This window comes from Streptomyces sp. NPDC002888 (assembly GCF_042888465.1).
In the GTDB taxonomy this organism is placed as follows: Bacteria; Actinomycetota; Actinomycetes; order Streptomycetales; family Streptomycetaceae; genus Streptomyces.
On the sequence record NZ_JBIAPU010000028.1, the window covers coordinates 1 to 15,532 of the forward strand.

At 71.7% G+C, this 15,532-nt stretch carries 3 protein-coding genes (1 of these 3 cut by a window edge); all 3 read right to left on the reverse strand.

The window, feature by feature from the left end; translation table 11 throughout:
• On the reverse strand, positions 1 to 2,837 hold a 2,837-nt coding region (locus ACFYWX_RS35535; RefSeq protein ID WP_389428964.1), incomplete at its 3' end, for an amino acid adenylation domain-containing protein.
• Positions 2,837 to 11,221 carry an amino acid adenylation domain-containing protein gene (locus ACFYWX_RS35540; protein ID WP_389428965.1) on the reverse strand — a complete coding sequence of 2,795 codons (8,385 nt, stop codon included), beginning with the start codon at positions 11,219 to 11,221 and terminating at the stop codon, positions 2,837 to 2,839. The genes ACFYWX_RS35535 and ACFYWX_RS35540, both read right to left, overlap by 1 nt.
• A protein-coding gene (locus tag ACFYWX_RS35545) for a non-ribosomal peptide synthase/polyketide synthase (protein WP_389428966.1) crosses the window boundary here: on the reverse strand, positions 11,221 to 15,532 show its 3' end. It continues 13,658 nt past the right edge of the window; the window shows 4,312 of its 17,970 coding nt (coding positions 13,659-17,970); the start codon falls outside the window, past its right edge; its stop codon occupies positions 11,221 to 11,223. Before ACFYWX_RS35545 ends, ACFYWX_RS35540 begins: the two co-directional genes overlap by 1 nt.

A 15,532-nucleotide genomic window follows, 5' to 3' on the forward strand; every position in this document is an offset into this window, starting at 1 on the left:
TCCAGGACGACGACAGCCGACGGCACCATGTACTCCGGCAGCCGAGACGACACGAACTGCCGTACATCTTCGGGCAGTTCGGAAGCGTTGCCGCCTTCCGCAACGACATACGCCACCAGACGCTTGTCACCCGGCACATCCTCACGCGCGACGACAGCCGCCTGCGCGACCCGCGCATGCGCGGCAACGACAGCCTGGATCTCCCCCGGCTCGATACGGAAGCCGCGGATCTTCACCTGCTCGTCCGCACGGCCGAGATACTCCACCACACCATCAGCGGTCCAACGGGCCACGTCACCCGTGCGATACATCCGCCGGCCCGGCTCGAAGGGATTCGCCACGAACCGCTCGGCCGTCAGCCCCGGACGACTCACATACCCGCGCGCGAGCTGCACGCCGGCGAGATACAACTCGCCCGCCGCACCGGGAGCGACCGGCTGCAAGTACTCGTCCAGCACATACAGACGGGTGTTGGCCACCGGCCCACCGATCGGCACGACACCGCTTCCACTGCCCCGCTCACAACGCCACGCCGTGACATCGACCGAGGCCTCGGTCGGCCCGTACAGATTGTGCAGCTCCACCCCGTCGAACACCTCGAAGAAGCGATCTGCCACCACCGGCGACAGCGCCTCACCCGAGCACACCACCCGGCGCAGGCTCACACACCGCGCCGCAGACGGCTCGGCAAGGAACGCCTCCAGCATCGACGGCACGAAGTGCGCCGTCGTCACCCCCTGCCCGGAGATCAGCGACGCCAGGTACTCCGGATCCCGGTGCCCACCCGCACGCGCCACCACCAGGGCCGCGCCCACCGAGAGCGGCCAGAAGAACTCCCACACCGACACGTCGAACCCGAACGGCGTCTTCTGCACCACCCGGTCCTCAAAACCGAGTTCGTAGCGGGACTGCATCCACGCCAGCCGGTTCACGATGCCCTCGTGCGCCACCACAACGCCCTTCGGACGCCCCGTCGAACCCGACGTGAAGATCACATACGCGGCATCCTGCGGCTCTATCACCACACCCAGCGCGCCACCGTCGAGATCCGCCAGGGCCGGATCCTCCACCAGCACCCCCGCCACACCCGCCGGAAGCACCTCCGCATGCCCGCCGGTGGTCACCACCACAGACACGCCCGCCGTCTCCACCACATAGCCGAGCCGCTCCGCCGGATACTCCGGATCCATTGGCAGATACGCCGCACCGGCCTTCACCACCGCCAGCAGCGCCACCACCAGCTCAACCCCGCGCTCCAGGCACACCCCCACCACAGAACCCGGGCCGACACCCCGGCCGGCCAGCAGACGCGCCAACCGGTTCGCCCGCGCATCCAGCTCCGCGTACGACACCTCCTCGCCCTCGAACACCACCGCCACCGCATCAGGCGTGAGCGCCACCTGCGCCTCGAACAACCCCGGAAGCGTCGACGGCTCGACCTCCACCGCCGTGTCGTTCCACTCCACCAGGACACGCCGACGCTCGTCCGCGTCCAGCACCTCCAGGCCGCTCACCCGGGTCTCCGGCTCGGCGACCAGCAGTTCCAGCGCCTGTCGGAACCGGGTCGCGAGCCGCGCGGCGGCGTCGCGCTCGAAGAGGTCCACCGAGGCGGTCAGCGAGCCGCGCAGGCCCGCCGGAGCGCCGTTCTGATCGAAGAGCTCGACGAAGTCGAGTTCGAGGTCGAACTTGGCCGCGCGCACGTCGACCGCGGCGTCCGCCGCCGTCCGACCGTCGGACTCGGCGCCCGAGCGCTCCAGCACGATCCGCTCGTTGTTGTGGACGGTCAGCATGACCTGGACCAGCGGGTGCCGGGCCAGGGAGCGGGCAGGTGCGAGCTCCTCGACGAGCTTCTCGAACGGCACGTCCTGGTGCGCGAGGGCGTCCCACCCGGTCTGCCGCGCCTGGGCGAGCACCTCGCGGAAGGCCGGGTCGCCGGTGAGGTCCGTGCGCAGGACCAGGGTGTTGACGAAGAAGCCGACCATGTCGTCCAGCGCGACGTCGGTTCGCCCGGCGACGGCTGTGGCGATCGGTATGTCGGTGCCCGCGCCCAGGCGGGACAGCATGACCGCCAGCGCGGACTGCAGGACCATGAAGACCGTGGCGTCCTCGGCGCGAGCCACCTCGGCGAGCCGGGCGTGGACCGCGGCCGGGATCTCCAGCGGCACGCCGTGGCCGCGGTGCGAGGCAACCGCCGTGCGGGCGTGGTCGAACGGCAGGTCGAGCTCCTCGGGAGCACCGGCGAGTTTGTCGCGCCAGTAGGCGAGCTGACGGGCCAGCAGGCTCTCCGGGTCCTCCTGGTCGCCCAGCAGCTCACGCTGCCAGAGGGTGTAGTCGGCGTACTGGACGGGCAGCGGCTCCCACTCGGGCACCCGGCCCTCGCTGCGGGCGAGGTAGGCCTGCGTCACATCGCGCAGCAGCGGCCCCGTCGACCAGCCGTCGCTCGCGATGTGGTGGACCACCACGACCAGCACCGCCTCCTCCGGGCCGGTCCGCAGCAGCGTGGCACGGATCGGCACCTCGTCGGCCAGGTCGAACGGATGGGACTCCAACTCCGAAATCCGGGAGTCGAGTTCGGCGGGCGGCAGATCGGCCACCACCGGTTCCCAGTCCAGTTCCTCCATCTTCAGAATGCGCTGGTACGGCTCACCGTCGACCGTCGGGTAGACGGTGCGCAGCACCTCGTGGCGTCCGATGACGTCCCGCAGGGCCATGTGGAGTGCATCGGCGTCGATCCGTCCCGGCAGGCGCCTGACGATCGGGATGTTGTAGGTGGCGCTCGGGCCCTCAAGCTGCGAAAGGAACCACAACCGGCGCTGCGCGAAAGACAACGGAACCATCAGAACTCCTCCTGGCTGCGCATCGGCCGCAACGCCGGCCTAGCTGATTTCTCATGTCCGAGCTGTTGTGCCAGTCCGGCCACCGTCGGCGCCTCCACAAGCGCCTTCAACGGCACCTCGACGCCCAGCACCGCCCGGATCTGGCTGGTGAGTCGAACGGCGAGGAGGGAGTGCCCGCCGAGGTCGAAGAAGTTGTCGTCGACGCCGACACTCTCCAGACCGAGCACCTGCGCGAAGGCGGCGCAGAGGATCTCCTCCCGCTCATTGGCCGGAGCCCGGCCAGTGCCGGTGGTGTACGCGGGGGCGGGCAGAGCCTTGCGGTCGAGCTTGCCGTTCACCGACAGCGGCAGCTCGTCCAGGACGACGACAGCCGAGGGCACCATGTGCTCCGGCAGCCGACCCGTGACGAACTCCCGTACCACCTCGGGTAGTTCAGCCGTGGTCTCGGAGTCCGGGACGACGTAGGCCACCAGACGCAGCTCACCCGGCACATCCTCGCGAGCGATCACCGCGGCCTGCGCCACCAGCGGATGCCCGGCGATCACGGCCTGCACCTCTCCCGGTTCGATCCGGAAGCCGCGTATCTTGACCTGCTCATCGGCCCGGCCCAGGTACTCCAGTTGGCCATCCGCCCGCCAACGGGCGATGTCACCGGTGCGATACATCCGCGCGCCCGGCTCGAACGGGTTCGCAACGAACCGCTCCCCCGTCAGGGCAGCACGGCCCGCGTAACCACGCGCCAACTGCACACCCGCCAGATAGAGCTCACCGCCCGCACCCACCGGAACCGGGCTCAGCCCGGCATCCAGGACGTACACCCGGGTGTTGGCGATCGGCGCGCCGATCGGCACCACACCCATGGTCTGCTCGCGCTCGCACTGCCAGGCGGTGACATCGACCGAGGCCTCGGTCGGCCCGTACAGATTGTGCAGCTCCACCCCGCCGAACACCTCGAAGAACCGCTGCTGCGTGTGCAACGGCAACGCCTCACCCGAGCACACCACCCGGCGCAGCACCGCACCGCAACCCGCCGCGGACGGCTCGGCAAGGAACGCCTCCAGCATCGACGGCACGAAGTGCGCCGTCGTCACCCCCTGCCCGGCGATCAGCGAGGCCAGGTACTCCGGATCCCGGTGCCCGCCCGCACGCGCCACCACCAGGCACGCACCCTCCAGCAGCGGCCAGAAGAACTCCCACACCGACACGTCGAACCCGAACGGCGTCTTCTGCACCACCCGGTCCTCAGCACCGAGTTCGTAGCGGGACTGCATCCACGCCAGCCGGTTCACGATGCCCTCGTGCGCCACCACAACGCCCTTCGGACGCCCCGTCGAACCCGACGTGAAGATCACATACGCGGCATCCTGCGGCTCTATCACCACACCCAGCGCGCCACCGTCGAGATCCGCCAGGGCCGGATCCTCCACCAGCACCCCTGCCACACCCGCCGGAAGCACCTCCGCAAGCCCGCCGGTGGTCACCACCGCAGCCGGCACGGCATCCTCCAGCACCACGGCAATCCGCTCCGCCGGGTAGCCCGGATCCAGCGGCAGATACGCCGCACCCGCCTTCACCACCGCCAGCAGCGCCACCACCAACTCGACCCCGCGCTCCAGACACACCCCCACCACCGACTCCGGGCCGACACCCCGGCCGGCCAGCAGACGCGCCAAGCGGTTCGCCCGCGCGTCCAGCTCCGCGTACGACACCTCCACACCCTCGAACACCACCGCCACCGCATCAGGCGTGAGCGCCACCTGCGCCTCGAACAACCCCGGAAGCGTGCCCCCTTCGACCTCCACCGCCGTGTCGTTCCACTCCACCAACACCCGACGACGCTCCACCGCGTCCAGCACCTCAACCGCACCCAGCGCGACCTCCGGACCACCCTCCAGCGCCACCTCCAACGCCGACACCAGGCCCTCGACGGCCCTGCCCACCAGCCCGACGACCGCCATCGGGTCGACGGGCGCGACGGCGTCCACCGCCGTGCGGATGGCCCGTCCGTTGTCGTCGACGGCCAGGGCGAGCGGGTAGTTGGTGGCGTCCCGGGAGAGCAGGGTGCGGATCCCGCCCGTCTCGCTCTCGGAGGGTTGCTGTGCTGCCGCCGCCTGGTCGTCCGACTGGTCGGCGGCGTGGCGGTAGTTGAGGAAGGAGGTGAAGAGCGGTGCGCCGCCGGTGAGTCCGCTGGCCTGCTGGGCCACGGTGAGCGGCGCGTTCTCGTGTTCGAGGAGCTGCGCCAGCTGGCCGCGCATCGCGGACACCGCGTCCAGGACTCCGAGTTCGTCCGTGCGCACCCGTACCGGGAGCGTGTTGATGAAGGGGCCCGGGACACGTTCGGCGCCGGCTCCGGCGTTCATCCGGCCGAACAGCACCGTGCCGAACACGACGTCGTCCCGGCCGCTGACCGCGCCGATCACCCGGGCCCAGGCGACATGCATCAGCGTCGCCACGCTGGCACCCAGCCGGCGTGACACCGTGCGCAGCCGCGCCTCCAGCTCGGGAGCCAGCGCTTGGGAGGCGCGTTCGGCCTCGGCGCCGACGCCGCGCACGTCCGTCAGGCCGTACGGAGCGGTCGGTTCGGTGACGTCACCCAGCAGCTCGGCGAAGAAGCGTTCGTGCTCCGCGCGCGGGACGCCGCGGACCTGCGCCACGAAGTCGCGGAACGGCAGCGGCTCCGGCAGTTCGTCGGCGCGGCCGGTGAGGAAGGCGTGGATCTCGTCCAGCAGCACGGACAGCGCGGTGTGGTCCTGCACCATGTGGTGCACTCGCACCAGGCCGAGCCAGCGGCCGTCCGGTCCGGCGGCCGTGTGCAGCTCGACCAGAGGTGCCCGGGACAGGTCCATGACCCGTCCGACCGCCTCGGTCAGCTCGGCCACCGGGTCGCCGGCCCTCGGGTCCAGCGGCACCTCGCGCACCGGGAGTACGGCCTTGCGCCACACTACCTGTACGGGCTCACGCAGGCCGTCCCAGACGATGCCGGTGCGCAGGATGTCGTGCCGGTCCAGGACCTGCTGGAGTGCCTCGGCGAAGCGGTCGAGCAGCTCGCGTGAGCCGAACTCCAGGACATTCGGCTGGACGTAGACGTCGTCGCCGCCGTCGGCGAGCAGATGGTGGTAGAGCAGGCCGTCCTGGATCGGGGCGAGCGGGTAGATGTCCGCGATGTTCGCGGCGCCGCCCTCGACGGTCGCGACGACGCGGTCGATCTCCTCTTCGGTGAGGTGGGCCAGGGTGAGCATCTCCGGCGTGATCGCGGTCGCGTCCGCCGGGATGAGGTTCTCGGGCACCTCCACCTGCCGTGCGCCGCCCGAGCGGGCCAGGCCGGCCGGGGTCGGGCTGTCGAACAGCGCCCGCACCGACACCGCCACGCCCTGCGCCTGCAGGAGGCTGATCAGTCTGACGGCGAGCAGGGAGTGACCGCCGAGGGCGAAGAAGTCGTCGTCGACGCCGACGCCGTCCAGGCCGAGCACCTGCGCGAAGGCGGCGCAGAGGATCTCCTCGCGGACGGTGGCGGGGCCACGGCCGGAGCCGGGGGCGAGGTCGGGGGCGGGCAGGGCCTTGCGGTCGACCTTGCCGTTCGCGGTCAGCGGCAGCTCCTCGAGGACGACGAACGCGGAGGGCACCATGTAGCCGGGCAGCTCCCGGCCGAGCTGCGCCCTGACCTCCACGACATCCAGCTCCGCCGGGCCGGTCTGCGCAACCAGGTAGGCGGCCAGCAGCGCGTCACCGGACATGTCACGGCGCACCGCCGCCACCGCCCGGGCAACGCCCTCCTGGCGTTCCAGGACGGCCTCCACCTCGCCCAGCTCGATCCGGAAGCCGCGCACCTTCACCTGGTCGTCGACCCGGCCCAGGCACTCCAGCTCTCCCTCCGCGTTCCAGCGAGCCAGGTCACCGGTCCGGTACAACCGCTGTCCGGCCGTGAACGGCGAGGCCACGAAGCGCTCCGCCGTCAGGCCCGGACGGCCCGTGTAGCCGCGCGCCAACTGCGCGCCCGCCAGATACAGTTCGCCCGCCACACCGACCGGCGCCGGGCGCAGCGACCGGTCCAGCACATACGCCCGGGTGTTGGCGAACGGCCGGCCCACCACGACCGCGCCGCCCGTCACCTCGGCCGAAGTGGCCCAGACGGTCGCCTCGGTCGGCCCGTACAGGTTCACCGCGGCGATCCCCAGCCCCACGAACCGCTGCGCCAGTTCCTGCGGCAGCGCCTCACCGCCGACCAGCGCCCGGACACCGGCCGGCCAGTCACCCACGTCGAGCAGGGCTCGCCACAGAGACGGCACCGCCTGCAACGCCGTCGCACCCGACGAGACCGCCAGCCCCATCAGCGCGGCCGGATCGCGCACCACGGCCTGCGCCGCGAGAACCACCGACGCCCCGCGGACCAGAGGCAGGAACAGCTCCAGAGCCGCGATGTCGAAGGACACCGTGGTCACCGCCAGCAGCCGGTCCTCCGCTCCCAGCTCCACCCGCTGCCCCACACCGAACAAGTGATTGACCAGCGCGCCGTGCGAGACCATGACGCCCTTGGGACGACCCGTGGAACCCGAGGTGTAGATGACGTACGCCGTGTTCCCCGGCGCCACCGCCACGCCCGGGCGCACCTCCGCGGCCTCGGCCAGGTCCCGCACCACGGACGGCTCGTCGACGACGAGCACCGGCACCTCCGCCGGCACCACGCCCGCAACCGCCGACTGCGAAACCACCAGTGGCACACCCGCATCCGAGAGGACGAAGGCGATCCGCTCAGCCGGGTACTCCGGATCCACCGGCAGGTACGCCGCACCGGCCTTCGCCACCGCCAGCAGCGCGACCACCAGGTCGGCACCGCGCTCCATGACCACGCCGACCACGGACTCCGGACCGACACCACGCGCGGCCAGCAGCTGCCCCAGCCGGTTCGCCCGCGCGTCCAGCTCCGCGTACGACACCTCCACACCCTCGGACACCACCGCCACCGCATCGGGCGTGAGCGCCACCTGCGCTTCGAACAACGCCGGCAACGTGGCCGCCGTAGCCTCCGCCGCCGTGTCGTTCCACTCCCCCAGCACCCGACGACGCTCAGCCGCGTCCAGCACCTCGACCGCGCCCAGCGCGACCTCCGGACCGCCGTCCAGCGCCGTCTCCAGCGCCGACACCAGCTGCTCGGTGGCGGTGCGCACCAGCACGCCGACCGCCTCCGCGTCGATCGCCTCGACCGCGTCGACGGTCAGCGCGAGGCCGTCGCCGTCGTCGTCCACGGCGACCCCGAGCGGGTAGTTGGTGCGCTCGCGCGCGTACAGCAGGCGGATGCCCTGGCCGTCCTGCTGTTCCTCGGCCGACCGTCCGTCGGCCGCCGGCTCCTCGGCCGGCTGCTCCTCGCTCCGGCCGGGGTTGTGGCGGTAGTTGAGGAAGGCCGTGAACAGCGGCGTCTCACCCGTAAGTCCGGCGGCCTGCTGGGCGGTCGAGAGCGAGGCGTGCTCGTGCTCCATCAGCCGGGCCAGCTGGGAGCGCATCTGCGACACCGCCGTCAGGACCCCGGTGTCGGCCGTACGGACGCGTACCGGAAGCGTGTTGATGAACGGGCCGGGCACCTGGCCGGCCCCGGCGTCGCCCGTCATCCGGCCGAACAGCACGGTCCCGAAGACCACGTCGTCCCGGCCGGACATCGCTCCGACCGCCCGGGCCCAGGCCACGTGCAGGACGGTCGCCGCGCTCACCCGCAGCCTGCGGGCGACCTCGCGCAGCCGGCGCTCGGACGCGGGCGTGAAGGGCACCACCCGGCGGGTCACCGACGTGCCGTCGCCGTGCACCTCGGTGACACCGAACGGCGCGGTGGTCTCGTCCAGGTCGCCCAGCAGCTCGGCGAAGTACCGCTCGTGTGCGGCCAGTTCGGCCTCGTCGCGGGAGCGCGCCACGAAGTCCCGGAAGGGCATCGGCTCGGGCAGATCGGCGGCCCGGCCGGTGAGGAAGGCACCCACCTCGGAGAGCAGCAGCTCCAGTGCCGTGTGGTCCTGCACCAGGTGGTGGATGCGGATCAGCGCCAGCCGGCGGTCCGTACCCGGCACGGCGGCCCGGTGCACCGTGATCAGGGGGGCCCGGCCCAGGTCCATGGACAGGCCCACGGCCGCGATCAGGTCGGTGGCCAGGTCCTCACCGTGCGGGTCGAGGGTGACGTCGACGACCTGCATCGGCGCGTGGCGCCACACGACCTGGACGGGCTCGGGCAGTCCCTCCCAGACGAGGGAGGTCCGGAAGATGTCATGCCGGTCGAGGACGCTCTGGAGCGCTTGCACGAACGCGTCGAACCTGGCCGGCGAGTCGAACTCCAGCACCGCCGGCAGGACATAGGCGTCGTCGCCGCCGTCGGCCAGCAGGTGGTGGAAGAGCAGGCCCTCCTGCAGCGGACCGAGCGGGTAGATGTCCGCGACGTTGGCCGCGCCGCCGTCCACGCTCGCGACGACTCGCTCGATCTGCTCGGGTGTGAGGTCGACCAGCGGCAGCATCTCCGGGGTGATCGTGGTCGCGCCGGCGGGAATCGGGTTCTTTGGCACCGCGGCCCGCGTGGTGCCCGCCGCGAGCGCCAGCCCGGCCGGGGTCGGCGTCTCGAAGAGCGCCCGCACCGGCACCGCCACACCCTGCGCGCGCAGCCGCTCGACCAGCCGGATCGCCAGCAGGGAGTGGCCGCCGAGGGCGAAGAAGTCGTCGTCCGCGCCGACCCGCTCCAGCTCCAGAACCTCGCCGAAGACGGCGCAGAGCAGCTCCTCGCGTGCGTTCGCCGGGGCCCGCCCGGTGCCCGCCGGGTACTGCGGCGGCGCCGGCAGCCGGTTGGTGTCGACCTTGCCGTTCGCCGTCAGCGGCAGTTCGTCGAGCAGCACCACGGCGGCCGGCACCATCGACTCCGGCAACTGCTCCCGCACGAACGCGCGCAGCTCCGCCGGGTCCACCTCCGCGCCCGGCGCGGGCACCACGTACGCCACCAGCCTGCGGTCGGAGGCCGCCCCAGACGTCCGGAGAGCGGTGCCGGTGGAAGGGCGGCTCGGGAAGACCGCCGGGTCGCCCGCACCGTCCACGATCCGCACAGCGCTCAGCGGCAGCTCCGGGTTAGTCGTCAGCGTGTCCAGCACGCCCGCCAGACAGTCGGCGAACAGCAGGACCGTCTTCGCCTCGAACAGATCGGAGGCGGCCGTCACCGAGCCCCGGATCCCGGACGGTGCGCCGTTGCGCCCCAGCACCTCGGTGAACGACAGCTCCAGGTCGAACTTGGCCGCCGCCGCGTCGGCGGGGGCCGCCGAGGACACCTCGACGCGCTCCTCGTCCAGCATCGTCCGCGCGGCGTTCTGCAGGGTCAGCATCACCTGGAACAGCGGGTGCCGGGACAGCGACCGGGCAGGGGCGAGCTCCTCGACCAGCCGCTCGAACGGCAGGTCCTGGTGACCGAACGCGGCGAGGCTGGTCGCCCGCACCCGCCGCAGCGCCTCGCGGAACGTCGGGTCACCGGTGAGGTCCGTACGCAGCACGAGCGTGTTCACGAAGAAGCCGACCAGATCGTCCAACGCCTCGTCGGTCCGGCCCGCGACGTCCGTCCCGACCGGGATGTCCGTCCCCCCGCCGAGGCGGCTCAGCAGGACGGCCAGGGCCGCCTGCAGCACCATGAACAGCGTGGCGCCCTCGGCCTGCGCCAGCTCCAGCAGCCGGGCGTGCGTCCGCGCGGAGATCTCCAGCCGCACCCGGTGGCCCCCGTACGAGGCCGCCGCGGGGCGCGGGTGGTCGACCGGCAGCGCGAGCTCCTCCGGGAGGCCCGCCAGCGCGTCGCGCCAGTAGCTCATCTGCCGGTGCAGCAGGCTGTTCGTGTCGTCCGCCTCACCCAGCAGCTCACGCTGCCAGATCGCGTAGTCCGCGTACTGGACCGGCAGGGGCTCCCATTCGGGCGCCCGACCCTCGCTGCGGGCCTGGTACGCCGTCATGAGGTCGCGGGTGAAGGGGCCCGTCGACCAGCCGTCGCTGGCGATGTGGTGGAACACCACGACCAGCACCTGCTCCTGAGGCGATACGGCCAGGAGCCAGGCGCGGACCGGCACTTCGGCCGCCAGGTCGAAGGTGTACCCCTCGGCTGCCGCGACCGCGGCGTCGAGCTCCGCCCGGGGCACCTCCTCGACCGACAGCTCCCAGGCCAGGTCGTCGAGCTTCAGCACGCTCTGGTACGGCTCGCCGTCCACGGTCGTGAACACGGTCCGCAGGATTTCGTGCCGGCCGATGACGTCCCGCAGGGCGGTGTTCAGCGCCGCCCGGTCCGTCCCCCCGCCGAGCGGGAGGATCAGCGGCACGTTGTACGTGGCGCTCGGCCCCTCCAGCTGGGAGATGAACCACAGCCGCCGCTGCGCGAATGACAACGGAATCATCAGGACTCCTCCTGGTTGCGCCTCGGCCGCAGGGCCGGCCTGGTCGGTGCCGGCGCCGTCTGCTCCGCCAGTCGGGCGGCGAGCTCGGCCGGAGTCGGGGCGTCGAACAGCACCGCGATCTCCACCTCGACGTTCAGCAGGGTCCTGATCCGGTTGGTCAGGCGGACCGCGAGCAGGGAGTGGCCGCCGAGGGCGAAGAAGTCGTCGTCGACACCGACCTCGGGCACGCGCAGCACCTCGGCGAACGCCTCGCACAGCACCCGCTCGCGCTCGTTCGCCGGTGCCCGCCCGGACCCGGCGCCACCCGACAGCTCGGGCGCGGGCAGGGCCTTGCGGTCCAGCTTCCCGTTGTTGGTGAGCGGCAGCTCCTCCAGGACGACCACCGCCGACGGAACCATGTACTCGGGCAGACGGTCCGCCGCGAACGTACGCACCTGGCCGGGCAGGGCGTCCAGTTCCTCGTCAGGGTCGTCGGCGACGACGTACGCCACCAGACGGACATCGCCGGGTACGTCCTCACGAGCGACGACGGCGGCCTGCGCGACCTGCGGGTGACCGGCGACGACGGCTTCGACCTCGCCGGGCTCGATCCGGAAGCCGCGGACCTTCACCTGCTCGTCCGCACGCCCCAGGAACTCCAGCCGGCCATCAGCACGCCAACGGGCGATGTCACCCGAGCGGTACATCCGCGCACCCGGCTCGAAGGGGTTCGCCACGAACCGTTCCGCCGTCAGCCCCGGCCGCTTCACGTACCCACGCGCCAACTGCGCACCGGAAAGGTACAGCTCACCCGCCACACCCGGCGCGACCGGACGCAGCCCGGCATCCAGCACATACAGCCGCATGTTCGCCACCGGACGGCCGATCGGCACCACCGCACCGACCTCGTCCCCGGCCCGCACCTCGAACACCGCACAGCCGACCGTCGCCTCCGTCGGACCGTACTCGTTCACCACCACCGACCCCGGCGCGTTCTCCAACAGCTCCCGCACCACCGAGCCGGGCAGCGCCTCACCACCGACCACCCACGTGGACGCCGCGTCCTTGACCTGACCCTCAGTCAATGTCTCCGACAGCAGCGGCAGATGCGCGGGCACCACCTTCGCCAGACCGAACCCGCCGCCACCATCCCGCAGCAGATCCGCCAGCCCCTCCACGCCGCCCTCACCGCTCACCACCACCGGCGAGCCGGAGATGAGCGGCACCACGACACTGGTCACCGTCAGGTCGAACGCCAGCGACGAATGCAGCGGCGCACCACCCGCCGTCTCATACGCACCAGCGGCCCACCGCACGTAGTTCGCCAGACCGCCATGCGTGACCGCCACACCCTTCGGCCGACCCGTCGACCCCGACGTGAAGATCACATACGCCAGACCCTCCGCCGACACCGACACCTCAGGCGCCGTCACCGGCAGCATCGACAGCTGCATCTCCATGAGGGTGGAGTCCACCGCAACCATCCGAGCACGGCCCGCGGGCAGTTCGTCCAGGACCTCCTCGTCGGTCAGCGTCAGCACCGCACCGCTGTCCGCCAGCATCAACGAGATCCGCTCGACCGGATAAGCAGGATCGATCGGCAGGAACGCAGCCCCGGCCTTCCACGCCGCCAGGATCGCCACGACCGCGTCCACACCGCGCGGCAGGCACACGCCGACGGTCGACTCGGCGCCGACGCCCTGACCCAGCAGATAGTGAGCAAGCCGGTTCGCCCTGCCGTCCAGCTCAGCGAACGACACCTCCTCACCATCCGCGACGACCGCCACCGCATCCGGCGTCCGCGCCACCTGCCCCGCGAACAACCCCGGCACCAAGTCCGAACCGAGGTCCACCGCCGAGTCGTTCCACTCCACCAACACCCGACGACGCTCGGCGTCATCGAGGACGTCCACCGAATCCACCGCCATGCCCGGGTCGCGCGTCACCGCGTCCAACACCCTGCGCAGAGCGGATCCGATCCGTTCGACCGACTCCACGTCGAACAGGTCGGCCGCCGCCACCACCAAGCCACGCAGCCCACCGGGAGCGCCCTCGGCATCGAACGCCTCGGTGAGCCGCACCTCCAGGTCGAACTTCGCCGCCGCGGTGCCGGCCGACACGCCGCCGGTCGATTCGCCGTCCGTGTCGGTGCCCGACGTCACGCGGTCGGCGGTGTTGTTCTGGAGGTCCAGCTGGACCTGGAACAGCGGGTGCCGTGCACGGGAGCGGGCAGGAGCGAGTTCCTCGACCAGCTTCTCGAAGGGCACGTCCTGGTGCGCCAGCGCGGACAGCGTCCGCTCCCGCACCTGGCCCAGCACCTCGCGGAAGGTCGGTCGGCCGGAGAGGTCCGTCCGCACGACCAGGGTGTTGATGAAGAAGCCGACCAGGTCGTCAAGCGCCTCGTCGGTGCGGCCGGCGTTCGCCGAGCCGATCGGAATGTCCGTTCCCGCGCCGAGCTTGGAGAGCAGCACGGCGAGCGAGGCCTGGAGCACCATGAACGGTGTCACGCCCTCCGCCCGGGCCACCTCCACCAGTCGCGCGTGCACGGCCGCCGGAACCTCCAGCGGAAGGCGGTGCCCCCGGTGGGAGGCAATCGCCGGACGCGGCCGGTCCACCGGGAGCGTCAGCTCTTCCGGCGCCCCGGCCAGCGCCTCACGCCAGTAGGCGATCTGCTGTGCGATCAGGCTCTGCGGGTCCCGCTCGTCGCCGAGCAGTTCGCGCTGCCAGAGCGTGTAGTCGGCGTACTGCACGGGCAGCGGCGCCCACTCCGGGGCCCGGCCCGCGGACCGCGCCTCGTACGCGGTCACGATGTCCCGGCTGAGCGGGTCGTCCGACCAGCCGTCGCCGGCGATGTGGTGGAGCAGGATCAGCAGGACCCTCTCCTGCGGCCCGGCCTCGAACAGCGTGGCGCGGATCGGCACGTCCGCCGACAGGTCGAAGGCGTGGCCCGAGGCCTCGACGAGCGTCTCCTCCAGCTTGTCCTGCGCGACCTCCACGACCTGCAGCTCCCAGGCCAGATCGTCGATCTCGATGATCCGCTGGAACGGTTCGCTCTCATCCGCTTCGTACACCGTCCGCAGGACCTCGTGCCGCCCGATGACGTCACGCAGGGCCGCGCTCAGCGCTCCGGTGTCGATGTCGGCCGGAAGCGGGATCCGGAACGGGACGTTGTAGGTCGAGCTGGGGCCTTCCAACTGGTCGATGAACCAGAGCCGTTGCTGCGCGAAGGAGAGCGGGAGGCGCTCCGGCCGCTCGCCGCCCTGCAGGGCGAGACGAGCCCCGGCCGAGCCGGCCAGGCGCGCCGCGAGCCCGGCGACCGTCGGCGCCTCGAACAGGGTCCGCAGTGGCACCTCGACGCCCAGAACCACACGGACCCGGCTGATCAGCCGGACGGCGAGCAGGGAGTGGCCGCCGAGGGCGAAGAAGTCGTCGTCGACGCCGACCCGCTCCAGGCCGAGCACCTGCGCGAACGCGGCGCAGAGCAGTTCCTCCTGCAGCGTTGCCGGGCCTCGGCTCTCACCCGCGGTGTACGTGGGGGCGGGCAACCGTGCGGTGTCCACCTTGCCGTTCGCCGTCAGTGGCAGTTCGTCGAGCAGCATCACGGCTGCCGGCACCATCGACTCCGGCAACTGCTCCCGCACGAACGCGCGCAGCTCCGCCGGGTCCACCTCCGCGCCCGGCGCGGGCACCACGTATGCCACCAGCCTGCGGTCGGAGGCCGCACCCGGCGAGCGGGGAACCGAGCCGACGGCCGGACGGTCCGGGAAGACCGCCGGGGCGCCCGCGCGGTCCACGATGCGCACACCGCTCAGCGGCAGCTCCGGGTTCCTCGACAGCGTGTCGAGAACGCCCACCAGGCAGTCGGCGAACAGCAGGACCGTCTTCGCCTCGAACAGGTCCGCCGAGGCGGCGATGCCGCCGTACAGCCCGGTCGGAGCCCCGTCGGCATCGAAGGCCTCGCCGACACCGACCTCGAGGTCGAACTTCGCCGCCGCGGGGGCCGCCGAGAGCGCCGCCCCCGCGGAGGGTGCACCACCGAGTTCCAGTCTCGCCGGCTGGTTGTTCTGCAGGGTCAACGACACCTGGAACAGCGGGTGACGGGCCATGGAGCGGGCAGGCGCGAGCTCCTCCACCAGCTTCTCGAAGGGCACCTCCTGGTGCGCGAAGGCGGAAAGTCCCACCTCGCGAACGCGGGCGATGACCTCGGCGAACGTCGGGTCGCCGGACAGGTCCGTGCGCATCACCAGCGTGTTGACGAAGAAGCCGACGAGGTCGTCGAGCGCCTCGTCAGTACGGCCCGCGTTGAACGTGCCGATCGGGATGTCGGTGCCG

Coding starts and splice junctions, on each gene's coding strand:
- ACFYWX_RS35540 (WP_389428965.1), bottom strand. CDS start 11,221: ATGATTCCGTTGTCATTCGCGCAGCGGCGGCTGTGGTTCATCTCCCAG.